This is a genomic window from Pseudobutyrivibrio sp. C4 (assembly GCF_900111635.1).
Lineage (GTDB): Bacteria > Bacillota > Clostridia > Lachnospirales > Lachnospiraceae > Pseudobutyrivibrio > Pseudobutyrivibrio ruminis.
In genome coordinates, this window is sequence record NZ_FOHF01000008.1 from 48,565 (window position 1) to 73,541 (window position 24,977).

At 39.3% G+C, this 24,977-nt stretch carries 25 protein-coding genes; 17 read left to right on the forward strand and 8 right to left on the reverse strand.

The window, feature by feature from the left end:
• The first annotated feature begins 2 nt into the window (after positions 1-2).
• From BMY66_RS11735 to BMY66_RS13845, 6 genes are all read left to right on the forward strand, one after another.
• Positions 3-647 carry a metal ABC transporter ATP-binding protein gene (locus BMY66_RS11735; protein WP_090395297.1) on the forward strand — a complete coding sequence of 215 codons (645 nt, stop codon included), beginning with the start codon at positions 3-5 and terminating at the stop codon, positions 645-647.
• The gene (locus tag BMY66_RS11740; protein ID WP_090395298.1) at positions 641-1,474 is read left to right on the forward strand and encodes a metal ABC transporter permease; all 834 of its coding nucleotides are present in this window, start codon (positions 641-643) and stop codon (positions 1,472-1,474) included. Before BMY66_RS11735 ends, BMY66_RS11740 begins: the two co-directional genes overlap by 7 nt.
• A gap of 64 nt (positions 1,475-1,538) precedes the next feature.
• Complete coding sequence (locus BMY66_RS11745; protein WP_090395299.1) at positions 1,539-1,934, forward strand: hypothetical protein; 396 nt, start codon at positions 1,539-1,541, stop codon at positions 1,932-1,934.
• Between the two features lie 289 nt (positions 1,935-2,223).
• The gene (locus tag BMY66_RS13840) at positions 2,224-2,373 is read left to right on the forward strand and encodes a hypothetical protein (protein ID WP_167541192.1); all 150 of its coding nucleotides are present in this window, start codon (positions 2,224-2,226) and stop codon (positions 2,371-2,373) included.
• 314 nt (positions 2,374-2,687) lie between these two features.
• A complete protein-coding gene (locus tag BMY66_RS11750; RefSeq protein ID WP_090395300.1) occupies positions 2,688-4,925 on the forward strand; it encodes an EAL domain-containing protein in 2,238 nt (745 codons plus the stop codon).
• Positions 4,926-4,929: 4 nt separating this feature from the next.
• Positions 4,930-5,103 carry a hypothetical protein gene (locus BMY66_RS13845; protein ID WP_177175664.1) on the forward strand — a complete coding sequence of 58 codons (174 nt, stop codon included), beginning with the start codon at positions 4,930-4,932 and terminating at the stop codon, positions 5,101-5,103.
• Positions 5,104-5,249: 146 nt separating this feature from the next.
• Here BMY66_RS13845 and BMY66_RS11755 read toward each other — a convergent pair whose 3' ends face one another.
• Complete coding sequence (locus tag BMY66_RS11755) at positions 5,250-5,744, reverse strand: DUF2798 domain-containing protein (RefSeq protein WP_090395301.1); 495 nt, start codon at positions 5,742-5,744, stop codon at positions 5,250-5,252.
• A 169-nt stretch (positions 5,745-5,913) separates the two neighbouring features.
• Positions 5,914-7,125, reverse strand: a complete 1,212-nt coding sequence (locus BMY66_RS11760; protein ID WP_090395302.1) for a 6-phosphofructokinase — start codon at positions 7,123-7,125, stop codon at positions 5,914-5,916.
• Positions 7,126-7,194: 69 nt separating this feature from the next.
• On the opposite strand from BMY66_RS11760, the gene BMY66_RS11765 reads away from it, so the two are divergent.
• Positions 7,195-7,593 carry a hypothetical protein gene (locus BMY66_RS11765; protein WP_090395303.1) on the forward strand — a complete coding sequence of 133 codons (399 nt, stop codon included), beginning with the start codon at positions 7,195-7,197 and terminating at the stop codon, positions 7,591-7,593.
• A gap of 36 nt (positions 7,594-7,629) precedes the next feature.
• Here the strand turns inward: BMY66_RS11765 and BMY66_RS11770 are convergent, their stop codons facing one another.
• Together BMY66_RS11770 and BMY66_RS11775 are read right to left on the reverse strand one after the other, a co-directional pair.
• Positions 7,630-7,914, reverse strand: coding sequence for a hypothetical protein (locus tag BMY66_RS11770; RefSeq protein WP_090395304.1), 285 nt, complete (start codon positions 7,912-7,914; stop codon positions 7,630-7,632).
• Between the two features lie 12 nt (positions 7,915-7,926).
• Positions 7,927-8,172, reverse strand: a complete 246-nt coding sequence (locus tag BMY66_RS11775) for a helix-turn-helix transcriptional regulator (protein ID WP_033151578.1) — start codon at positions 8,170-8,172, stop codon at positions 7,927-7,929.
• A 142-nt stretch (positions 8,173-8,314) separates the two neighbouring features.
• Between BMY66_RS11775 and BMY66_RS11780 the strand changes: the two genes are divergently transcribed.
• From BMY66_RS11780 to BMY66_RS11820, 9 genes are read left to right on the forward strand one after another with little or no spacing between them, the layout of a single operon-like run.
• A complete protein-coding gene (locus tag BMY66_RS11780) occupies positions 8,315-8,521 on the forward strand; it encodes a hypothetical protein (protein ID WP_033151577.1) in 207 nt (68 codons plus the stop codon).
• A 21-nt stretch (positions 8,522-8,542) separates the two neighbouring features.
• Positions 8,543-9,862: a glycoside hydrolase family 5 protein gene (locus tag BMY66_RS11785; protein ID WP_090395305.1), complete on the forward strand. Its 1,320-nt coding sequence runs from the start codon at positions 8,543-8,545 to the stop codon at positions 9,860-9,862.
• Positions 9,862-11,655, forward strand: coding sequence for an aminopeptidase P family protein (locus BMY66_RS11790; RefSeq protein ID WP_090395306.1), 1,794 nt, complete (start codon positions 9,862-9,864; stop codon positions 11,653-11,655). Before BMY66_RS11785 ends, BMY66_RS11790 begins: the two co-directional genes overlap by 1 nt.
• Positions 11,655-14,360, forward strand: a complete 2,706-nt coding sequence (gene polA, locus BMY66_RS11795; RefSeq protein WP_090395307.1) for a DNA polymerase I — start codon at positions 11,655-11,657, stop codon at positions 14,358-14,360. Before BMY66_RS11790 ends, polA begins: the two co-directional genes overlap by 1 nt.
• Positions 14,360-14,953, forward strand: coding sequence for a dephospho-CoA kinase (gene coaE, locus BMY66_RS11800; protein ID WP_090395308.1), 594 nt, complete (start codon positions 14,360-14,362; stop codon positions 14,951-14,953). Before polA ends, coaE begins: the two co-directional genes overlap by 1 nt.
• Positions 14,954-14,974: 21 nt before the next feature.
• Positions 14,975-17,053 carry a cell division FtsA domain-containing protein gene (locus BMY66_RS11805; RefSeq protein ID WP_090395309.1) on the forward strand — a complete coding sequence of 693 codons (2,079 nt, stop codon included), beginning with the start codon at positions 14,975-14,977 and terminating at the stop codon, positions 17,051-17,053.
• A gap of 18 nt (positions 17,054-17,071) precedes the next feature.
• A complete protein-coding gene (locus BMY66_RS11810; RefSeq protein ID WP_090395310.1) occupies positions 17,072-17,872 on the forward strand; it encodes an MBL fold metallo-hydrolase in 801 nt (266 codons plus the stop codon).
• Positions 17,873-17,902: 30 nt separating this feature from the next.
• Positions 17,903-18,178 carry an ACT domain-containing protein gene (locus BMY66_RS11815; RefSeq protein ID WP_033151571.1) on the forward strand — a complete coding sequence of 92 codons (276 nt, stop codon included), beginning with the start codon at positions 17,903-17,905 and terminating at the stop codon, positions 18,176-18,178.
• 8 nt (positions 18,179-18,186) lie between these two features.
• Positions 18,187-19,551 (forward strand): PFL family protein, encoded by a 1,365-nt coding sequence (locus tag BMY66_RS11820; RefSeq protein WP_074790153.1) that lies wholly within the window; start codon positions 18,187-18,189, stop codon positions 19,549-19,551.
• Between the two features lie 48 nt (positions 19,552-19,599).
• Here the strand turns inward: BMY66_RS11820 and BMY66_RS11825 are convergent, their stop codons facing one another.
• The 4 genes from BMY66_RS11825 to BMY66_RS11840 all read right to left on the reverse strand — a co-directional run bounded on the left by BMY66_RS11825 (position 19,600) and on the right by BMY66_RS11840 (position 23,702).
• Entirely contained in the window at positions 19,600-20,574 is a 975-nt protein-coding gene (locus BMY66_RS11825; protein ID WP_033151569.1) for a glycoside hydrolase family 43 protein, read from the reverse strand.
• Positions 20,575-20,584: 10 nt separating this feature from the next.
• Positions 20,585-21,412, reverse strand: a complete 828-nt coding sequence (locus BMY66_RS11830) for a carbohydrate ABC transporter permease (protein ID WP_074790155.1) — start codon at positions 21,410-21,412, stop codon at positions 20,585-20,587.
• 15 nt (positions 21,413-21,427) lie between these two features.
• Positions 21,428-22,312: a carbohydrate ABC transporter permease gene (locus tag BMY66_RS11835; RefSeq protein WP_074790157.1), complete on the reverse strand. Its 885-nt coding sequence runs from the start codon at positions 22,310-22,312 to the stop codon at positions 21,428-21,430.
• A 106-nt stretch (positions 22,313-22,418) separates the two neighbouring features.
• Complete coding sequence (locus BMY66_RS11840; RefSeq protein WP_090395311.1) at positions 22,419-23,702, reverse strand: ABC transporter substrate-binding protein; 1,284 nt, start codon at positions 23,700-23,702, stop codon at positions 22,419-22,421.
• 328 nt (positions 23,703-24,030) lie between these two features.
• Between BMY66_RS11840 and BMY66_RS11845 the strand changes: the two genes are divergently transcribed.
• Entirely contained in the window at positions 24,031-24,933 is a 903-nt protein-coding gene (locus BMY66_RS11845) for an AraC family transcriptional regulator (RefSeq protein ID WP_090395312.1), read from the forward strand.
• Positions 24,934-24,977 lie beyond the last annotated feature (44 nt).

Consider the following 24,977-nt stretch of genomic DNA (forward strand, 5'->3'; position numbering starts at 1 on the left):
ATATGGCACTTTTAACAGCAAGAAGTTTATGCGTTGGCTATGAAGGTCAGGCAGTTCTTTCAGATATTAATTTCGAGATTAATGCAGGAGATTACTTCTGTATTATCGGGGAGAATGGTTCTGGAAAGTCTACAATGATGAAGACTATGCTGGGGCTTCAAAGTCCTATTTCCGGTAGCATTGAGTTTGGGGATGGTCTTATTCAAAATGAAATCGGCTATTTGCCACAGCAGTCAGTAGTTCAAAGGGATTTCCCTGCTTCGGTATTTGAGATTGTCCTTTCGGGTTGCCAGAATAGCCTAAAGAAAAGGTTTTTCTACTCTAAGGAGCATAAAGCCTTGGCTATGGAAAATATTAAAAGAATGGGCATTGAAGATTTAAAGGACAGATGCTATAGAGAGCTTTCAGGAGGGCAGCAACAGCGAGTACTTCTTGCAAGAGCGCTTTGTGCTACAAAGCGAGTGTTACTTTTAGATGAGCCAGTAGCTGGTCTTGATCCTATTGTTACAGAGGAAATGTATCAGCTTATAAAGCAGCTTAACGATGAGGGGCTTACAATTATCATGATTAGCCACGACATGGTTGCTGTAAAAGACTACGCAACTCGTATTTTAAATGTTAATGATATGGAGGGAATGTCATGTTAGATAAACTTATTTTGTATATGGGATTCCCATTCGTAAGATATGCGTTAATCGTAGGCGTGCTTATCGCCCTATGTTCATCTCTTCTTGGAGTTACACTTGTTCTTAAAAGATATTCATTTATTGGAGATGGATTATCACACGTAGCATTTGGCGCACTTGCTATAGCAACAGTTCTTCAGCTTACAAACAAGATGATTATTGTGCTTCCGCTGACAATTCTGTTTGCTATCCTTTTGCTAAGAAAGGGCCAAAACGCAAAAATCAAAGGCGATGCAGCAATAGCCATGCTTTCTGTTGGAGCTCTTGCCTTTGGTTATTTGATTATGAACCTTTTCCCTTCATCAGCTAATATATCTGGTGATGTATGCTCAACACTTTTTGGCTCAACATCCATACTTACTCTTACACAGGCTGATGTGTGGGCATGTGGAATCCTTGCTGTTATAGTGATTTTGATTTTCATATTGTTTTACAACAGGATTTTTGCAGTTACATTCGATGAGAATTTTGCTAATGCGGTAGGTACAAAGGTAAATCTTTACAATCTGCTTATTGCCACAGTAATTGCTGTAATAATCGTTCTTGCAATGAATTTGGTAGGCTCTTTACTAATATCTGCTTTGGTAATATTTCCTGCATTGTCGGCTATGAGCATTTTGAAGAGTTTTAAAAGTGTAACAATCTTTTCGGCAGTATCATCAATGATTTGTGCACTTGTAGGAATCATTATTTCTATACTGGCAGGAACACCAGTAGGTTCCACAATTGTGGCGGTGGACTGCATACTATTTGGAGCATGTTATTTGATTGGAAGAATTAAAGGATAATTGTGCATCTTTAAATTGTGGCTAAATTGTGATAAAATGACTGAAGTTTTTGAGGAATAAGGAAATGGGTAATAGATTTACAATAGAAGCCCCAGATCAGGAGACTATCCAGGCTGCTAAAGAGGCTCAAAAGAAAATTCAAGATAAAGCCAGCATGATTATGGATATTTACACCTTTCAGGCAAAGGTTAAGAGTGGTGAAATCACCGATGATAAAGGCATTGCAGAGCTTATCATTAACGGTTCGGTTTCAAACTATCATATCCATATAAACAGACGATGTGTTACAAAGTCTGACGGCTCACTTATCACATACACTGGCATCATGAAGATGTACAAGCCAGAGGAACTTAAAATCAAATACACAAAGCGCCCAAAGAAAATGATGAGCTTGGCACAGTACAAGCAAATGATTAAAGAAAGAAAAACGCGACAAAAAAATGCGGGCATGAACTTATAATAATTCCAGTTTGTAAAAAAATGAGCCTCTGTCATACAAAATGATAGAGGCTCTTCTTAATTATAATCTCAAATTCACAGCTTTTGCTGAATATATTTTGCAGCTATTTCTATTTAACCCTAAAAAAATCAATTAGTGAAAACGATTAAGCAGAATTCACAATTTGTTCACATTTTAGCAATGGACAAACAATGGATTTGGTACTATCATTAAAGACGTTCGGTTGTTAACAAATTGCGCTGCGGCGCAAACAACAAGCATTAAAATACGCCAAGGGGAGGCATGAGAAATGGCGATAGGTGAAATCATTATATGCACAGGTCCAGAGGATCTTTTTAGGAGAGCTGAAGAACTTCAGCAAAAGGGAGTTAAGACAGTATTTGTAGCGAGAAATACTATTAAAATTGTTGGAGTTATGACAGCGCAGAAGGCTAGCTAGTAGTTAGTTTAATATAAGGATTTGGGGAGTAAGATATGGGAATCTAGTTCCTATATATCAACGTGTAGATAAAGAGGATGCTGCAAGACGAAGCTTGCAGCATCCTCTCTTTTTTCTTTCAACAGTAATTATTCTTCAATCAATGCATCATTTTCTCAATTCTTCATGGGATGAATTAATCAGCCTTGTAATTAACAAAGTATTCATAAATATTTGCTATACTTACGTAAATACAGCATATCGTGGGTGAATTGTTTTGAACCATGTAAAAACTACTTTTTAAAAAATATTATTTTTACAAGGATTGGTTTAATATGAAGACATTTCCAAAAATTAATATAATAGTACTTCTACTTATTTCATTAATGATTGCTTCCCTGTTTAATGAGGCAGTTTTGGCTACAGATTTATCTGCTAACGAAACTATAATAGTTGGTGTGCCTTCGGATAGATGCCCTCTATTTTATATTGATAATTCATCCAAAGATAACGATATTGTAGGTATTGGAATTGATTTAATGCGTCTTGCGGCAGAAAATGCTGGTTATAGTGTTGATTTTAGGGTTATAGAGGAATCCACATTAAAAGAGGCACTAGACAACCCTAATTATGATTTGGTAATGCCTTTTGGCAGTTCTATAAAAAGTACCTCAGGACAACCTTCAATCATATCAGATAATCTTATGACAACACCTTTCACGCTTGTCACTTTGAGTAGCGGTTACATTCAATCTTTAGAACAAATAAAGGTTGGAATGCTACAATCAATGGCAGGTGTTGCTGATACTGTTCACACTTTGTATCCAAGTATGAATCTTGTTTTGTATGAAACTATGCCTGATTGTGTGAATGCTCTTCGAAAAGGTGATGTTGACGCATTACTTTACAACTCTTATGTATGGAGTTATGTGCTTCAAAAACCATCATATTCAGATTTAGAAGTTCAACCAACAACAATGTTCTCAATGGATTTTAGAGTTGGTGCTGTTGATACCCCTCAAAATCAGGAGCTAATAAACCAGATTAATGTGGGCATTTCTAAGATTAATGATAATCAACGTCAGGCGATTATATTGGATTATACATCTCGGCGTCTGTATAAAAATGATTTCTTTGACTACTTATATATCTATGGCAATCTAATCATTATATTTGGATTATTATTGGTTTTTATTATTCTGCATTTCGTTTCAAAACAATATGCAATAAGAAAAGAGCAAGATGAGCAAATCCGCCAATTAATTGAGTATGATGCTCTTACTGGAACCTTAAGTCTTGATGGTTTCCGTAAAAAAGTTAAAACGCTATTAAGGGAGAACCCAACTTTAACGTATTTAATATCTTATAACAATATTAAAAACTTTAAATTTATAAACGATAAAATGGGTATGAATTCAGGTGATGAACTTTTAGTTTTCTGGGCTGATAAAACAATGAATTACCTGTCTGAAAAAGAAGCTGTTGCAAGAATAGGGGCTGATCATTTTGCAGTTTTAGCTCTAGTTCCAGATGACAATAATCTTTTCAATCAAGAAAAGACTGTATTTGAACCTGTAAAAAACTATTATATAAATCAGGGTATCGACTATACAGTCCAGTTATGCAGTGGTGTATACGTTCTAACAAGTGATGATTACTCAGATATTAATGTTGATAAGATGTTGGATTATGCCCATTTAGCAGAAAAGAAAGCTCGCAATTCTGTCTCAGGTGGGGGATATGAAATATACAATACTGACCAATGGGAAAAAGCTAAAATGATTGCCGACATCTGTGGTCATTTTTCAACAGCCGTAAAGAATAATGAAATACAAGTATGGTACCAACCACAAGTTAATTATAAGACAGGCAAAATAGTTGGTGCCGAGGCATTGTGCCGTTGGAAGCACGAAAAGTTAGGCTGGATAAGTCCTGGCATATTTATACCTATGTTGGAACAAGCAGGGCTTATCTATGATTTAGATTGCTTAATATGGGATAAAGTATGTCAAGACCTCCATAGATGGAATGAAAAAGGTATCCAACATTCCATTTCGGTAAACTTATCACGTTATGACATTGAAAAAAATAACAACATTGCGGACTATTTCAACAATCTAATACGAAAGTATGATATCGCACCGTCGCAGCTAAGGATTGAAATTACTGAAAGCGCATATGTTGAAGATACTGAGCTTCTACTAAAAACAACTACTGCCCTTCAAAAATATGGTTTTATTGTTGAAATGGATGATTTTGGTAGTGGCTATTCTTCATTAAATATGCTTAAAGAGGTTCCTGTTGACGGAATAAAGCTAGATTACATCTTTTTAAAGGACGAGAAGAACAAAGAAAAAAGCAAAATCATTATTAACTATATAATCAAAATGCTTTTGCAGCTTAAATTCAACTTTATTGCTGAAGGTGTCGAAACCAAAGAACAGGCTCAATTTCTTTTAAATATAGATTGTGAACAAATGCAAGGATATTATTTTTATAAACCTATGCCTGTAACTGATTTTGAATTATTAGATTTCGATGACATAAATAATAAAACCGCCAATAGAGCGTAGGTTTTTGTGGGCTTTTTCCTTTGTTGTTGCAGATGAAAATGGAACCACAAGTACAGAATATACTGTAGGAGTTGGTTTTGCTGAATCTTCAGCAGAAAGTGTTACTGTTAATGTAGCTATAGAAGGTGACGATGGATTAACAATATCTGATACATATACCTTTGAAACATCAGAATAATAATTATTTATAGAAAAATCTAGCCCTAAATAGCGGCATGTAAAAAAGAGAACAGCCACAACCCCACATGCTGCGATCCAAAAGCAAGAACAAAAAGAGCTGCCACATTTTAAATGTGACAGCTCTTATCTTAATCCCTATAAATCTTACGCAGCCTCAACAGCTTCGCTTTCATTAGAAGTTTCTACTTTCTTCTCTCTGAAAATAGTTCTGAAAATAAGTCTTACAAATGGTCCACAATAGAACAACTGATAAAGAAGTGCCATTGGGAAGTTCATAGCCCATGTCTGTACCCATGTTCCAAATGTATGAGTATCCTTGAAAAGGATAGTAGCTACAAGGCTCATTGTTGGGCACATGATGCAGCAAATGCAAATTGAAATAGCGTATGTAATGAACTGAGGTCTGTCAGTAGGTCTCATTACAGAGAATGCAAGAGCACGTGCAATCTTACCAACAATGAAAAACTCAAGGATGAATGCGATAGGCACCATGATAGGAAGCTCATGAAGTGCTAAAAAGAATGTCTGTCCTGTAACTCCTCCTGTGTTTAAGGCAACGTTGTAAACTACCATTCCGTAAACCATAATTGTAGCCATGATTATTGTAAATACTACGTCATGAAATTTGTTTTTAGGCATAATAAATCCTCCTTCTGATAATGAATAATACATTAAAAATACATGTGTTGTTCGTTATCATCCGGAGGATGTGTCGTTTCCAATTAAACCATATTATCTTTTGTTGCGTCAGCAATGATAACATGATTTTCAACAAAATGTAAGTGTTAATTTTGTGAAATGTGCAAAATTATCTTGTTACATAAACAGGAAGTCCGTTTTCGTATTCAAGCTCAGGCTCCCCAATTACTAGAGGCTTGAGGTATTCTACCATTTCATCTGTAACCCAGTTGTGGCTTTCATTAATCCATTCCTGAGGAACTTCCTTTGCTTCGTTTGCAATATCATGGATAGTAGCATAGCTGTAGTCTACAGTGTATGGTGCGTTACTTGTGCGGTTAAGAACTACCATTGCACCTGTTACACCTTCTTCTGCATACTGTACTCCGTGCTTACCAAGCTCTACAGATTCTTTTAAATCAGTAAGTGAGCTCATATGAGCAGCAGCTCTTTGTAAAACGTTTACTTCTATTGAACGAACCTTTACTCCAAGTCTATCCTTTACAATATATTCAAGAGTCTTGCCGGCACCTGAAAGCTGTGCGTGACCAAAGTTGTCTAATTGGCCTGTAGATGCAGAGATATATTCACCATTAGCATCGCGAATTCCCTCGGATACAGCTACAACTATATTTGTCTTTTCCTTTAAAAGACGAGATAAATCGTTTACAAATACCTCTGTGTTAAATGGAACCTCTGGAAGATAGATTAAATCTGGTCCACAGCAGCAGTTATTTCTTGCAAGAGATGTGGCAGCTGTAAGCCATCCGGCATCTCGTCCCATTACTTCTATAATAGTAACACTAGGAGAGTTGTAGATTTTAGCGTCATAGATAACTTCCATAGTGGCGGTAGCAATGTATTTAGCAGCTGAACCAAAACCAGGAGTATGATCTGTTACACACAAATCGTTGTCTACTGTCTTTGGCACACCGATAAATCTAATAGGAGATTCTATTGATTTTGCATATGCTGAAAGTTTGTCTACAGTATCCATGGAGTCGTTTCCACCGATGTAGAAAAATGCTTCGATATCATATTTTTTAAATTGCTGAAATAGGGTATTATAGATAGGGTCGTTTGAAGTGACGCTTGGAAGCTTGAAACGACATGAGCCAAGGTACATGGCTGGAGTAACTTTAAGTTTTTTTAGAAAATTAGAATCAGATTTTATTGTTTCGGTTAAGTCGATGATGTTGTCATCCTTAATGCCGATAATTCCGTTGATGGAACCGTAAATCTTGTCGTATTTAGAAGACAAGGCTCCCTCGATAACACCAGCAAGACTGGCGTTGATTGCCACAGTTGGTCCGCCCGACTGTGCGACGATGATGTTTCCCATTTGATTACCTCCCGAACGTATGCTTATAATTAAGCTTCTAGGGATTATTCTAACATAAGGAGAGATACTATGAACACCTTTTTATACGCTATTTTGGATTTTATTAACGACATGCACACATATCTTCTTTCTCTGAATGATGCATATGAGGCAAATTTCACAGATAAAGAGCTACATTTCCTTGTGATTGGCGCAATTGGCATGGCTATGATTTTTGTTGTTCAGCCAATTTTCTCACTTTTGGCCAAAACAGGTCACGTTCTTATAATCAGTTGGATATACGTATTTACGTTAATTCTTCTTCTTACCTTCGCCATCGAAATCGAGCAAAAGATTACAGGCTCAGGAGCAATGGAGTTTGAGGATATCGTGTTTGGCGTGTGGGGCTTTATGCTGATGTTCTTGATATACGCCCTGATACGAGGAATTATAATAGGTATATATAAATTAATAAGAAATAGAGATTAAAAAAGTGCCAGGTTTCTAAAAGACCTGGCACTCATTTTATATGATGTTAAGTAAGAGTCTGTTGTAGTCACGGTCTTCTAGAAGATTAAGGACGCGGCGGGCTCTTGAATATTGTGTACGACTAATTGAAATAACACAGACGTTTCTGGCTCCATTGTAAGTTCTGCGCTTGAAGAATGGGACACGGTGCCAATTCTTTGAAAAAGGTACTGATTCATGAAGAAGTAGATTAGAAGTACGATTTGATACTATTCTGTTTGTGATTTCGCATAAGACAACGTCTTTATCAATGTTTTTGGCAAGCTTTGGTTTCTTTCTCATAACAATTTCCTATCAATCCAAGTGTATGTTTATTTCTTTACCCATAGAATTTGCAACCTTCACTAGAAAATCCAATGAGGGATTGTATTTACCGCTTTCCATGCGGGAGATATTTGATTTTTTCGTGCCGGCCATATCAGCTAATACCTCCTGCGTGAGATGCAGGGATTTGCGTGCGTCCTTAAGCTGTTTTGCAATGGAACGCCGGGCTGCTATGGCTTGAGATGAAATGATTCCATCTGAATATCTTTCCTTCATTAGCTACCCACCAATTCGATACTATAATGTTATCATATATGATAACAGACTACAACGAGTTTCACAACAAAAACATTCTTTTTTAAAAGGGGAGAATGTACTATAATCTTAAGAAGAATGTTTTATAGAAAAGAGGTTATGTATGTACGATTTAACAGGAAAAACAATTGTAGAAATAAAAGAATATGTAAACTCACTTAGCAATGAGGAGTTAGATAAGTTTATCGAAGAAGTGGATTTTGCTGATTACGATTTTGACCTTGAGGCTACAGATCTTTTAACCAGTTCACGCCTCTATGATTATATTCAGTATGCTCACAATGGAGAGGCTGCTGTAACTTTCGACTAAATTTAAAATAAGGAGAATGGTATGGTTTCAAAAAAGCAGAAATTCAGAACAGTATTGTTAATAATAATTCTTGCGATAGCAATTATCGCTGGAGTATTTGGAGTAAGCTATGCCAAGGGCAGTGTGGTATTTCCTTGGGAAGTAACTGAAAAGCAGGAAGAGGAGCCGCAGGTTGCTGAGGAGCCAGAAGCTGAAAAGGTTAAGGAGGCTACTGCTAAAGAGGAAGAGCTTCAAAAAGAGGTAGAAAAGGTAGAAGAGCCAGAAGAGCCTGTTGAAGAAGAGCCAGAAGAGCCAGAGACTACAGCAGCTACTACAGGTGTCTCACTTGATTATTATGGTGCCCTTCATGTAGAGGATGGCAAGCTTGTAGACGAGTCAGGGGATGTAGCAGTGCTTACAGGCGTCAGCTCACATGGACTTAGCTGGTATCCAGAATATGTCACACCAGAGACTATCAAATCTCTTAGAAATAACTGGGGAATCAATGTTATCCGCCTCGCTATGTACACAAGCGATTACAATGGCTATTGCGTGGCAGGAGAGGATGTTCAAAATACATTAAAGGACAACATCGATGCTGCAGTTGAAGCTGCAACAGAAAATGATATGTATGTCATCATTGACTGGCACATCTTAAACGACAGCAATCCAAACGAATATAAAGCTCAGGCTATCCAGTTCTTTGGAGAGATGGTTCGTAAATACGAAGACAACGAAAATGTTATCTACGAGATTTGCAATGAGCCAAACGGTGACACTACATGGGAAGACATTTGTGAATATGCCAACGAAGTAATCCCTGTAATCAGAAATGTTGATAGTGATGCAGTTATTTTGGTTGGTACTCCAAACTGGTCTAGTGACCTTGATTCAGTTATGGAAGCTCCACTTGACTATGACAACATCATGTACACATATCATTTCTATGCTGGCACACACAAATCCAGCGCTAGAAATACACTTACAGACGCTTTAGATGCAGGCCTTCCAGTATTCATTTCAGAGTACGGTTTTGTTTCTGCAGATGGTGATGGCTCAGTTGATACAAAGGAAGCTGCTAAATGGCAGGATATTATCGATGAGTATCAGCTTTCATCTTGCATCTGGAATCTTTCAAATAAGGCAGAAGGTTCTGCTTTGATTAGTTCAGACTGCGACAAAACAGCTGACTGGGAAGAAGAGGAGCTTTCTGAGCAGGGCCAGTACTTCTTTGACATGCTTACAACAATAGATACAAGCAAGCAGGAAAATGAAAAAATCTCTGATGAAACATCAGAAGACATAAAAGATAAAGAGCAAAAGCTCAATAAAGAAAAAAGTAATTTGGAGAAAAAAAGATAATGACAACAAATGAGAAAATCGCAAAACTTAGAGAATTAATGAATGAAAGAGGAATCGATCTTTACCTGATTCCAACAGATGACTTTCATTCATCAGAATATGTAGGAGAGCACTTTAAGGCTCGTAGCTTTATGACAGGCTTTACAGGTTCAGCAGGAACAGCAGTCATCACAAAGACAGAGGCACATCTTTGGACAGATGGACGCTACTTTGTACAGGCTGCAAAGCAGATTGCAGGCTCAGAGGTTATCCTTGAAAAAATGGGTGAGCCAAAGGTTCCAGAGGTAGAAGAGTTTATCGAGAAGAACTTCCCTGAGGGAGGATGTCTTGGATTTGATGGCAGATGCGTATCAGCAAAGAATGCAGCAATGTATTTTGATATTGCTCAGGACAAGGGCGGAGAGCTTGCTACAACAGAGGATTTAGTTGATATTATCTGGGAAGACAGACCAGAGCTTCCAAAGGCTACAACATGGGTACTTGAGGATGAGTTCTCAGGTGAGAGCATGCAGGCAAAGATTTACCGCATTCGCGAAAAGATGAAAAAGAAAAAGGCAGATGCTCATTTAGTAACAAGCCTTTATGATATCGCATATATTCTTAATCTCAGAGGAAATGATATTGCAAACGTACCAGTTTTCCTTTCATTCCTTCTTATAACAGATGATAGCGTAATCTTATTTACAGACACAACAAATTGGCCAGAGGAGGCTATGAGCTACCTCAATGACAACAGCGTTAAGCTTTATCCATACGACATGGTTTACCATTACATGCAGAGCGCTGATATGGCAGACAGACGAATCCTTCTTGATCAGGAAATCGTTAACTACAACATCGTTAAGGCATTAAAGGGCTCAGCAAAGATTATCGATGGCAAGAACCCTTCAGAGCTTATGCGTGCAGTTAAGAACGAGACAGAAATTAAGAACACAAGATTAGCTCATATCAAAGATGGTGTAGCTTGCACAAAGGCTATCAAATACATCAAAGAAAACATTACAAAGGAGCCAATGACAGAAATCACAGCTTCAGATTACTTTGAAGCAAGACGTCGCGAGCAGGAGCACTTTGTAGATTTATCATTTAATACAATTTCAGCATATGGTCCAAACGCTGCAATGATGCACTACAGCGCTAAGCCAGGTTCAGAAGCAACACTTAAGCCAGAAGGATTCCTTCTTGTTGATTCAGGAGCCCACTACCTTGAAGGTACTACAGATATCACTAGAACAATCGCACTTGGTGAGCTTACACAGCAGATGAAGGAGTACTACACAGTAGTTCTTCGTTGCCACTTAAGACTTATGGCTGCAAACTTCCCTAAGGGAGTTACAGGAGCAAACCTTGATGTACTTTCACGTGGCCCAGTTTGGGATATGGGACTTGATTATCGTTGCGGTACAGGTCACGGTGTTGGCCATATCCTTAATGTTCACGAGGGACCAAACAACTTCCGTTGGAGAGTTCCACAGGGTAAGAATGCTGCAGAGCTTCAGCCTGGAATGATTACAACAGACGAGCCAGGTCTTTACATCGAAGACGGCTTCGGTATCAGAATTGAAAATGAGCTTCTTTGTGTAGCTGGTGAGACAACAGAGTACGGTGATTTCCGTCACTTCGAGTCACTTACAGTTTGCCCAATCGACCTTGATCCAGTTATCCCAGAGATGATGACAGAGGCAGAAAAGAAGACTCTTAATGAATATCACGCATTTGTTCGTGAAACACTTAAGCCATACTTAACCGACGAGGAATACGCTTGGCTTGCTAAGGAGACAAGAGACATTTAATGGGAAAATTATTATTGATTGACGGCCATAGTATTGCCAACCGTGCATTCTATGGTGTTCCAGATCTTACAAATAGTCAGGGCGAGCATACAGGAGCCATTTTTGGCTTCCTGAATATGATGCTCAAGTTTATAGATGATGAGAAGCCTGACAATTTTGCTGTTGCATTTGATGTTTCAGCTCCAACATTCCGCCACAAAATGTATGATGCATATAAGGGCACTAGAAAGCCAATGCTTCCAGAGCTTAAAGAGCAGATTCCTCGTATTCAGGAAATGCTTAAAGCCATGGGGGTGCCTGTAATCACATTAGAGGGCTGGGAAGCAGACGATATTCTTGGAACTCTTTCTAGAATTGGTGAGGAAAAGGGATTCGATGTAACTATCGTTTCTGGAGATAGAGATCTTCTCCAGCTAGCTACAGACAAAGTAAAGATTTCAATTCCAAAGACAAAAAAGGGCGGCACTGAAATCGAGCAGTATTACGCTGCGGATGTTAAGGAAACATACGGTGTTACACCAAAGCAGTTTATAGATGTAAAGGCACTTCAGGGTGATGCCAGCGATAATATTCCTGGCGTTGAGGGCGTTGGTCCAAAGACAGCTGAAAAGTGGATTGCCCAGTATGGCTCAATCGAAGAGTGCCATGCCCATGTGGATGAAATGAAAAAGGGAAAAGTCCTTGATAATTTCATTGCTCAATGGGATATAGCAGTTTTATCAAAGGAGCTTGCTACTATTAATGTACACGCTCCAATCGAGCTTGAGGAAGGCTCTACAAAGCTTGAAAACTTATTCACAGAGGAGGCATATCTTCTCTGTAAGCGTTATGAGCTTAAAAAGCTTCTTCCAAGATTTGAAAATACTGATACTTCAAAGGTTCAGGACACAACATCTGAGACATTTAAGCACATCAGTGACCTTTCAGATGTGGAAAACTTCTTTGCAGGTTTAAGCAAAAGTGGAAAAGACTTTATCGGCGCAAGCATTATGGCTGGTGCAGATAAATCTATAAAGGGGGTAGCTCTTTCTGTAGGAGACGAGACTGTCTATGTTGATTGCGCAGGCTTTATTACTCCTGATTATTTGGGGCACAAACTTGTAGAAATCAGCAAGGCAGGCGTAAAGCTTTGCTTCTGGGATTTAAAGAATGCGATGCACATCATCTATCAGCTATTCTCATCAGAGGAAAAAGCACAGGTAGATGCTAATGGTGGTAAGGCTGAGATTTTCCCTACTGCCTGCGATGTCGCAGTGGCAGCATATCTTCTAAACCCTACAAAGAATGCATATACAGCAGATGACGTGGCAAGCGAGATGCTTGGCGTAATCATTCCTGCAGTGGCAGATTTGTTTGGCAAGAAAAAGCTTGAGATAGCCTTAGAAGACGATTCAGAGCTTGAGCACATTACAACATACGCTTGTTACAATGCTTATGTAGCTTACGCTTCATATGAAAAGGTTATTTCTGAAATTAAAGACCAGGGAATGCTTCATATCTACGAGGATATTGAGCTTCCTTTAGTTTACACATTGTTTGATATGGAAATTGCAGGTATTGCAATGGACGCTGAGGCCTTATCAGCATACGGAAGCAAGCTTGCAGTGCGTATCACAGAGCTTGAAAAGAGCATTTATGAGCAGGCTGGCGAGGAGTTCAATATCAATTCTCCTAAGCAGCTTGGCGTAATTTTGTTTGAAAAGCTTGGAATCCAGGGTGGCAAGAAGACTAAAACTGGCTATTCTACAGCTGCAGATATTCTTGAAGAGCTTGCTCCTGCAAATCCAATCATCAACGATATTTTAGAGTACAGACAGCTTGCAAAGCTTAAGAGCACATATGCAGATGGCCTTGCAAATTGCTTAGATTCAGACGGAAGAATTCGTTCTACATTTATGCAGACAGTTACAGCTACAGGACGAATCAGCTCTACTGAGCCAAACCTTCAAAACATCCCAGTTAGAATGGAGCTTGGCCGTGAAATCCGCAAGGTATTTTATCCAAAGGATGGCTGCGTATTCATCGATGCGGATTACTCTCAGATTGAGCTTCGAGTATTGGCACATATGTCTGGGGATGACAATCTTATCGGGGCATTCAAGGCTGGACAGGACATTCACCGTTCAACAGCCTCACTTGTGTTTAACACTCCATTCGATGAGGTTACAGATATCCAGCGCCGCAGCGCCAAGGCTGTAAACTTCGGAATCGTTTATGGAATCAGCGCATTCGGTCTTGCAAAGGACATCGGAGTTGGCAGAAAAGAAGCTCAGGAATACATTGATAATTACTTCTTGGCATATCCAAAGATGCACACATTTTTGGAAGGATTAAAGGCTGAGGGCAATGAAAAGGGCTATGTTACCACTATGTACGGCAGACGTCGTCCTATCCCAGAGCTTAAATCATCAAACTTTATGACAAGACAGTTTGGTGAGAGAGTGGCTATGAACTCCCCTATCCAGGGAACAGCTGCAGATATTATCAAGATTGCCATGGTAAATGTTCATGACAGATTATTAAAAGAAAAGCTCAAATCAAAGCTATTGCTTCAGGTTCATGATGAGCTCCTTATTGAGACATTCAAGGACGAGCAGGCACAGGTTGAAAAGCTTGTTGCAGAAGAGATGGAGCATGCTGCTTCACTGGCAGTTGATTTGGAAATCGATATGAAAACCGGAATGAATTGGGCAGAGGCACATTAATGAAATTTATCGGAATCACAGGGGGCATCGGTGCTGGTAAGAGCACGGTGCTCTCTTTACTAGAGGAAAACTTTAATTGTAAGGTCTTGTTGGCAGATTTAGTTGCTGCAGAGTTGATGAGGCCTGGTAAGGAGTGCTTTGATAAGGTGGTGGCGTTGCCATGGCCAGAGAGCATCTTAGACCCACAGGGGGAAATCGACAGACCTAAGATGGCAAAGTTTATGTTTGCTGACAACAGTCTTCGAGAGGCAGTTAATGGAATAGTGCATCCAGCAGTACAAACAGAAGTACTAAATCAAGTAGAAGCTGAGAAAGAAAAGCACAATATAGAGTATTTTTTCTTTGAAGCTGCATTGCTCATAGAATGCGGTTATGGTAAACTTGTGGATGAGATGTGGTATATCTATGCAAGCCAGGAAGTAAGGGAAAAACGCCTTATGGAGACTCGCGGATATTCTAAAGAAAGAATCGCAAAAACAATCAGTACACAACGCAGTGAGGAGAGCTTCAGAGCTCACTGCAACAGAATCATAGACAACAGTGGCACAAAGGAGCAAACACTTGCTCAGTTGCGCCAGATTATTCACGAATAATTCCCGAGGAGAGTAACTTATATGGAGAAGAAAGATATTGTATTTGGACTTGATATTGGTACCAGAAATGTCATTGGTACAGTAGGATATCTTGATGGCGATGAATTCCATGTTATCGCTCAAAATCTTAGAGAACACGATACCAGAGCTATGCTTGACGGTCAGATTCATGACATTGGCCGAGTAGGTGCTACTTGCGATGAGGTGAAAAAGGACCTTGAAGCACAGACAGGTCTTACATTATCAGAAGTATGTATCGCTGCCGCTGGTCGTGTGCTTCGTACAATCACAACTCACGTAGAGTTGGAATTTCCAGAGGAAACAGTTGTTACCGGAGAGGATTTACATACACTTGATATGATGGGTATCGAGCAGGCTGGTAAGGAAATCAAAGGCGACGAGGACAATAAATACAAGTTCTTCTGTGTAGGTTATTCTACTGTTAAATATTACTTAAACGGAGATGTTTTCACATCCCTTGAGGACCACAAGGCCGATACAATCGGAGAGGACATAATCGTAACATTCCTTCCAGAGGATGTAGTTGATGGTCTTTATTCAGCTGTTGGCAAGGCTGATCTTTCAGTTGCCAACCTTACATTGGAGCCTATTGCAGCTATCAATGTTGCAATCCCACAGAGCTTCAGAATGCTTAATATTGCCCTTATCGATGTTGGTGCAGGTACATCCGATATCTGTGTCACCAGAGATGGAAGCATCATCGCATATGGCATGATTCCTATGGCTGGTGATGAGCTTACAGAAGTTTTGGTACATGAATACCTTGTAGATTTTGCTACAGCAGAGCAAATTAAGCGCGCTTCTACCGAAGGTGGAGAAATCACATACGAGGATATTATGGGTCTTAGCCATACCATCAAATCAGAGGATGTTTGGAAGCTTACAGATCCTGTTATGAAGAAAATCGCTTCTGAGGTTGCAGAAAAGATTAAAGAGCTTAACGGTGGCAAATCAGTATCAGCAGCATTTGTTGTTGGTGGTGGCGGTAAAATTCACGGCTTTACAGAAGCACTTGCAGCTGATCTTAAAATCGTGCCAGAGCGTGTTGCTCTTCGTGGCGAAGAGGTTATGAAAAACATCGTATTTGAGCAGGAGGATATCACAAAGGATTCGCTCCTTGTTACACCAATCGGTATCTGCTTGAATTACTACGAGACAAAGAACAACTTCATTATGATTCACTTCAACGGTGAAATGATGAAGCTTTATGATAATGGACAGCTTACAATTGTAGATGCAGCTATGCAGGCAGGCTTCTCTGCTGACCAGTTGTTCCCAAGACGTGGCCGTGAAATCAATTTCACAGTCAATGGCGTATCACGCATGATTCGTGGTACAGAGGGGGAATCTGCAGTTGTTACTATGAATGGCAAATCAGTTGGAATCAACACACCGCTTGAGTTTAATGCAGATGTTACAGTTGTGCCTTCTACAGTTGGTGAAGGTGGACGTGGTACAATTGCTGATTTGGCAGAGTTCACTACAGAGTATCTATACTTCAATGTTTGTGGACACAGAGTTAAGTGTCCAAAGTTTGTTGAGGTTAATGGTTCTATGGAACCACCTACATATTCAGTTAAGGATGGAGATGTTATCGAGACTCGACCATTCTACACAGTTGGCCAGTTGGCAGAGTTTATGGATGTTACAATCGATGACAGATACGAAATCCTTGTAAACAACCGTCCATCTAGCAAGGAATCCCTTGTATACGAAAACTTTGCAATCGAGTGGACAACTACAAATCAAATCGCATACAGAGCAGATTATCTTGTTGATGATTCAGAAGGCTTGCCAGAGGATTACGAAGCTCCAGCAGCACCTGAGGCACCAGCAGAGGATGCTCGAACAAGAATGAAAATCGAAACCGTTGAAATCCCTATCAAGGTCAATGGCAAGAACATGGTCTTGGCAGGTAAAAGGGATTACATCTTTGTAGATGTATACAATCTCATCAATTTCGACCCAAGTACAGGCGGCGGCAGACAGCTTATTACAAAGGTCAATGGTCAGCCATGCGGCTATGCTAAGGATCTTAACGCCGGCGATGAAGTCGAAATTAGATGGAGCGAAAGTTAGTAAGGAAGTATTTTAGTAATGGATTTTTTTAGTATTGCAAGTGGTAGCAGCGGTAATTGCATTTGCGTGGGTGACAGTAGCACCCACGTAATGATTGACGCTGGTATTTCTGGAAAACGCATAGAAGCAGGTATGAATCAGTACGATTACACCACAGCCGATATGGCTGGTCTTCTTGTGACCCACGAACACTCAGATCATGTTTCTGGTCTTGGTGTTATTTCTCGTAAATATCACATCCCAATTTATGCTACAGCTGGTACCATCAGAGCAATACGTTCTATGAAGAGCCTTGGGGCTATCGATGACACTCTTTTTCATGTTATCAAGCCCAATGAGGACTTCGTCTTAGGTAGTCTTAAAATTCACCCATTCCACATCAGCCATGACGCGGCTGATCCAGTTGCATATCGTATAGAAAATGATAAATCTAAGGTTGCAGTCTGCACTGACTTAGGGTATTATGACAACAATATTGTGGAGAATTTAACAGGCCTTGATGCTATGCTATTAGAGGCCAATCACGATATCCACATGCTAGAAGTTGGGTCATATCCATATCATTTAAAACAAAGAATTCTTGGAAATTATGGTCATCTGTCAAATGAAACCAGCGGTAAGCTTTTAAGCAAGGTTTTAAATGACAACATTAAACATGTATTTTTAGGGCATTTAAGCCATGAAAATAACTATCCAGATTTAGCTTACGAGACTGTCCGACTCGAAGTTACCATGGATGAAACCACTCCATACAAGGGAAATGATTTCAATATCACAGTTGCAAGTCGCAGCGAGGTTTCCCAGTTGGTGGTTATATAACTAGTAGATAATGGACTATAGGAGGAAAAGATGGAGAATAAGGTTATTATTACTGTAGTTGGCAAAGATACAGTAGGTATTATTGCACGTATTTGTACTTATCTGGCAGAGAGCGGTGTTAATGTGTTGGATATTACTCAAACTATAGTTCAAGGCTTCTTCAATATGATGATGATTGTAGATATCAATTCAAGCTCACGTGCTTTTGACGATATTCAGTGTGATTTGGAAAAGCTTGGAGATGAAATCGGAGTTCAGATTAAAGCTCAGAAGGAAGACATCTTCAACGCAATGCACAGATTATAGGAGGGAATATGGTTAATCTACAGGAAGTACTTGAGACAAACAAAATGGTTGAGGAGCAGACCCTCGACGTTCGTACTATTACTATTGGAATCAGTCTCTTAGAATGTATAGATTCAGATTTAGATAAGCTTAATGAAAAGGTTTACAACCGTATCACTACAGTTGCTAAGGACTTAGATAAAGTTGCAAAGGAAATTGAAAGTGATTACGGTATTCCTATTGTAAATAGACGCATTTCTGTTACACCAATGGCTTTAATTGGCGGTGCAGCTTGCAAGAAACCAGAGGACTTTGTTACTTTGGCTCACACAATGGACAAGGCAGCTGCAGCAGTTGGTGCAAATCTTATTGGTGGTTACTCAGCTCTTGTTTCAAAGGGAATGACAACAGCTGATGAATTACTTATTCGTTCAATTCCACAGGCTCTTTGCGAAACAGAAAGAGTTTGTAGCTCGGTTAATTTAGCTTCCACAAAAACTGGTATTAATATGGATGCTGTCAGACTTATGGGAGATATTCTTCTTCAGGTTGCTGACCGTTCAAAGGACAGAGATTCAGTTGATTGTATGAAGCTTGTAGTATTCTGTAATGCCCCTGATGACAACCCATTCATGGCAGGCGCTTTCCACGGCGTAACAGAAGCAGATGCTATTATCAACGTAGGTGTTTCTGGCCCAGGCGTTGTAAAGAAGGCTCTCGAGCAGGTTAGAGGTGAAAGCTTCGAAGTTCTTTGCGAGACAATCAAAAAGACTGCATTCAAGGTTACACGTGTTGGTCAGCTTGTAGCACAGGAAGCAAGCAAGCGTCTTAACATTCCATTTGGAATCATCGATTTATCACTTGCTCCAACACCAGCTATTGGCGATTCTGTAGCAGATATCCTTTGTGAAATCGGTCTTGAGTATGCAGGTGCACCTGGTACAACAGCAGCTCTTGCTATGCTTAATGATCAGGTTAAGAAGGGCGGCGTTATGGCTAGCTCATACGTAGGAGGTCTTTCTGGTGCCTTTATTCCTGTTTCAGAGGATCAGGGTATGATTAACTCAGTAGAGGCAGGTGCAATCACTCTAGAGAAGCTTGAGGCCATGACATGCGTATGTTCTGTAGGTCTTGATATGATTGCTATCCCTGGTGATACTCCAGCCACAACAATCTCGGGTATGATTGCTGATGAAATGGCTCTCGGTATGGTAAATCAAAAGACAACAGCAGCTCGTCTTATTCCTGTAATCGGAAAGGGAGTAGGCGATACAGTAGAGTTTGGTGGTCTCTTTGGATATGCTCCAATCATGCCAGTTAACAAATTCTCATGTGCTGATTTTGTAAATCGTCAGGGAAGAATCCCAGCACCTATTCATTCATTTAAAAACTAAAAGAAGATACAAAAAGCTCCTAGCGGTATTTGCTAGGAGCTTTTTTGATTAATTATATTGAGGAGTTATTGTCTGGATAGTGCCGTCTGCGTTGTAGGTAAGTTCGCAGTATTTTACGCAACGGCGATGGTTGATTCCTTTTGAATACTCACAATCATGATAGAAGAGATACCATTTATCATGATACTCAACAATTGAGTGGTGAGTTGTCCAACCGATAACAGGCTCAAGAATTTTGCCTGCATATTTAAATGGTCCAAGTGGATTATCTCCGATGGCATATGCAATGGTATGTGTTGTTCCAGTTGAGTAAGAGAAGTAGTATTTTCCATTGTATTTGTGCATCCAAGGACCTTCGAAGTATCTACGGTCTTCGTCTCCGGCTAAAAGTGGCTTTCCATTTTCATCAAGAATTACAACATCAGCAGGAGTAGAAGCGAAGCCTTCCATATCATCTGTCATTACAGCAACCTTTGGACATACAGCTGGCTCGTTTTTCTCAGGCTCTGTTCCGTTAGGATTAAAGCTGCCTTCTCTGTATTTCTCAAGCTGACCGCCCCAAAGACCGCCAAAGTAGATGTAAACCTTTCCATCGTCATCGATGAAAGAACATGGATCAATGCTAAAGCTTCCTGGAATTGGCTCTTTTCTTGGAGTAAATGGGCCTTCTGGATTCTTGCTTTCTGCAATTCCAAGTTTAAATATTCCATCCTTATCCCTTGCTGGGAAAACTAAATAGTAAGTATCATTTTTGTAGACTACATCAGGTGCCCAAAGCTGTTCCTTAACCCAAGGAATCTGGTCTTGGTGTAGAACTTCGCCGTGATCTATAACCTCATCGCTTTTGTCATCCATTGATAAGATGTGATAATCACGCATCTGATATTCATCACCGTTGTCGTTATCTTCACCATCATGAGGAATATCATGGGATGGATAAATGTAAATTCTGTCGTTGAAAACATGTGCAGATGGATCTGCTGTAAAAATGTGTGTCACTAGGGGTGTGTTTTGTTTTTTCATTTTGTCTCCTTTAACCCTTAACTGCACCAGCGGTCAATCCATCAACAATTTGGTTAGAGAATGCACAGTACACAATTATTGTAGGAACGATAGCGATAATGATTGCAGCAAACATCTGGGAATAATTAGTGTTATAAGGTCCTACGAATTTTGAAAGTGAAACTGGCAGGGTTTTCTTCAAATCATCTGATATAAATACCATTGCTAAAAGAAGTTCGTTCCAGTTTGCAATGAAAGTCATAAGACCTGTTACAAATAAACCTGTCTTTCCAAGTGGAAGACATACTCTAAAGAAAATCTGGTAAATGGTAGCACCATCAATACAAGCACTTTCAATAAGCTCATTTGGCATACCTTCGAAGAAGCCTACCATGATGAATATGGTAACAGGAAGTGCAAATGTTAAGTATGGCAGTACCAATCCGATTAAGCTGTTTGTGAGATGAACCTTAGCAAAACGAGTGAATAAAGGAATCATTACACAGTGAACAGGAATCATCATTCCAAGAAGGAAATAAGTAAGTGAAAGCTTTGCAAATTTCCAGCGGAGTCTAGCGATTCCAAAAGCAGCCATTGAGCCGATAATCATGCTTAAAGCAAGTGTGATTACACAGACAAGGAAAGAGTTTAATGTGGCAATGCCAAGCTTTCCAGCTGTCCAGGCAAATGTAAAGTTTTCAAAGGTAGGAGCCTGTGGCAAAGCAAATGGTGCTGTAAATATTTCTGCATTTGTTTTAAAAGATACGTTAAATACCCAAAGAAGTGGTGCAAGATAAAGCACAGCCATGAGTACTAAAAATATATAAATAATAATTTTAGGAATTGATATTTTTTTCATTACTAAACCCTCCTATTACATTTCGTACTGCTCGGTTTTTACAACTTTATTAATGAAAGCTGTTACAAGCAGACACAGGATTAGTAAGAGTACACCGATGGCACTTGCATAACCGTATTTAAAGTATTTAAAGCCTTGCTGATAAAGATGTGTAGCAAGAACTTCAGTTTTGTGGTTTGGTCCACCTTCAGTCATGTTGAAAATCAAATCAAAGAACTTTAATGAACCAATAGCATTAAGTGACATTGCGGTTGCAACCATAGGTCTGATGAGGGGGAGTGTGATGTAACGAAAACTTTTGACCTTGTTGCATCCGTCAATGTAACTAGCCTCGTAAAGAGACTTACTAATGCCTGATATCTGGGCCATGTAAAGCATCATAGACTGACCAACATATTGCCAAAGGGCTACGAAAGCGATTACCCACATAGGAAGGATTATGAATCCGTTTATATCCATGAGCCACAGAGGGCCTTCGATACCAAGCTTTGCAAGTAATTGGTTGATACCAAGCTTAGGACTGAAGATGAACATCCACAAAAGTCCTAATGCTGCAGAAGAAAGAACGCATGGTAAATAAATGATATTTTTAAAAACGTTTCTTCCTTTGTCTATATTAGTGAGAAGGGCTGCAAGAAACAGACCCATAATAAGCTGTGTTACACAAGAGAAGATAAGAAAGAATAATGAGTTCTTTAATGCGATTACTAAAGTCTTATCTTGTAAAAGGTTTTTATAATTCTCAAGTCCTATGAATTTAGGAGGAGTGAGTGCATTGTAGTCACAGAATGAATAATAGATTGACTGACAAATAGGTATAAATAGAACAAATGTAAAAAGTATAAATGCTGGCGCCATAAATATGAATATGGCTTTTTTATTTCTTAATAGTTTATCCATAACAATATCCTTATTAATTAGTTAGTCTGAATTGGTTTCTTTTTTAAAATTGGGGCACAGTAAAGTGCCCCAAAAAGAATGAGATTATGAAGAAGAAGTTTAGTTTTTATCTGCAGTTTGCCTTGTAATATTCTTCCATGTCTGTAGCTGCCTCAGCAGGGGTTATTTCGCCAAGGAATACAGAAACCATTGTGTCATCGAAGTGAGAACCTGTCTCAGTTGTAGGCATTGACTCGTTGTAGAAACCGAATGTTCCCTTTGCATTTGAGAATACATCCATAACGTATGCAAGCTGTGCAGGAGCCTTAGATGCATCGTACTCAACGTTTGTTACAGGAATCTTTCCACCAACTTCTGCTGTGTACTTCTGAGCTGTGTCGTCTGTGAAGTACTTCATAAGAGCAGCACAAGCTTCTGGATGCTCTGTTGTTGAGCTCATAGCAAGTGAATCAGACTTAGCAATTAATCTGTCACAACCTGGGAACTGGAATACACCACACTTAGACTCGAAGTCTGGGTTTGAACCATTGATCTGTGCGATTGCCCATGAACCCTGAATAAGGATAGCAGCTTCTTCATTGTAGAAGTTTGCTGTAGCTACATCGTTTGTATCACCAGCAGCTGTTGGCTGGAAGTACTTAGAAAGTTCAACAAGCTTTGTTGCAGCTGACTCGAGCTTTCCATCTTCCCAAGAAGCACTACCATCTGCAAGAGCTGCAAGGTCAACGCCTTCCTCTTCGCAAAGGTAACCAGCTACCATTGAAAGACACCATGCTGTACCAGCTGAGATTGTGATTGGTGTGTAACCAGCTGACTGAAGCTTGTCACAAGCTGTAAGCATTTCATCCCAGTTTGTAGGAACTTCTACACCAGCATCTTCGAACATCTCTGTGTTGTAGAAGCAGCAAGCTGCAGCTGTGTTAAGAGGTACTGCGTAAATCTTTCCATCATATGTCTGCTGTGTAAATACTGCGTCGCTTGTGAATGTATCTTTCCAACCATCCTGTGCAAGATAATCATCAAGTGGAGCAGCAACTCCTGGCTCAACATAATCGGTAAGGTTTGGACCAGGGCTGACAATGAATACATCAGGTGTATCGCCTGCAGCTACAAGAGCATTTAACTTTGCGTAGTACTCTTCAAGGTTTGTTGTAACTACATTTACGTGATACTGACCTTCGTAGTCGGCGTTGAATCTGTCGATAACATCTTTGTAACCGAGAGAGATAAGATCCTCAGTTGCATTTAAGTCATCCCAGAACATCCAAGTGATTTCCTCTACTCCATCAGCAGATGTTGATGAGCTAGAGCTTCCTGATTGGCCGCAACCTGCAAATAAAGAAGCGACCATCATTGTTGATAAGATTGCTGATAATAATTTTTTTCTCATACCTTTCTCCTTTTTTTCTTAGATAGCAGTTTGTTATAAAAACCCCAAATAAACTGCTTCGTTGTTGTTAACCTAAATGTAGCACACAGATTATTCACATTCTTATAAATTGTTGTTTCTTGATTATCAAATCTTGCTATAGTGGTACGGCGCTCTATCGGTGATTTGTATATGGTTTATGAATGAGACTTGGTAGAAATGTGCATTATGCACAAAAACAGAGAAATATAAATTGAATTCAATAAAAAATGTCTTGATTTTTTTGACAATTAGAGCAAAAATTGAAAACAAGAATTATTGCTAATTGTTGCTATAGGGGGAATTTACAATGATCGAGACATTAGATGGCATATTTGAAACCGTCCATTATAAGCAAAGCACCACACTTAAGCTTTATGACAATAGAGAATATGAGGATTATCCAAAGCATTGGCATCCTGCTATTGAAATAGTAATGCCAGTGGAAAATGGATATACAATGCAGTTTTCAAATTCAGAGGTGTATTTGAGGGAGAAGGATATCTGTATTATTTGTCCAGGTTGTGTACACGCCATAAAGGCACCTGAAACTGGTCGTAGAATCATCTTTCAACCAAACACTACATACCTGAGATTCCTTAGAGAATTCGAGGTTTTAATCTCATTTATGTCACCATATGCAATCATCACTCCGGAGGAATATCCAAGCATTCATGAGCAGCTTGTAAAGATGCTGATAGAAATAAAAGAGGAGTACATGGCGGGGACATCTTTTTCGGAACTTAGTATATATAGTAAGATTTTGGAAATGTTTAAGCTTATCGGACAAAACTATTCTAGCAAAACTACTAAGACAAACGATTACAGTGTTTCGTCAAAAGAGGATTATGCCAACAAGTTTGTGGAAATCTGTGACTATATAGATAACCATTGCTCAGAAGATCTGAAGCTGGATGAGGTTGCGGATATGAGCGGCTTTAGTAAATTCTATTTTGAAAGACTGTTCAAGCAGTTTACAGGTACCAGCTTCTATAAATACGTAAATCAAAAGCGTATTGCTAAGGCGTCAGAGCTTTTGATTGAACCGGGAAATTCTGTTACTGATGTAGCACTTAACTGCGGATTCATGTCGATTTCTTCTTTCATTAGAATGTTTAAGCTACAAAAAGGATGCACTCCTACAGAGTTTAAAAGCATGTATTGGAGCCTTGAAATTGAAAGAAGTGGAGAAAAGGCAGAACTTGTACAGTAGTAATGCAACTTGTACACTCCTTATAAATGGCTAAAATATAATAT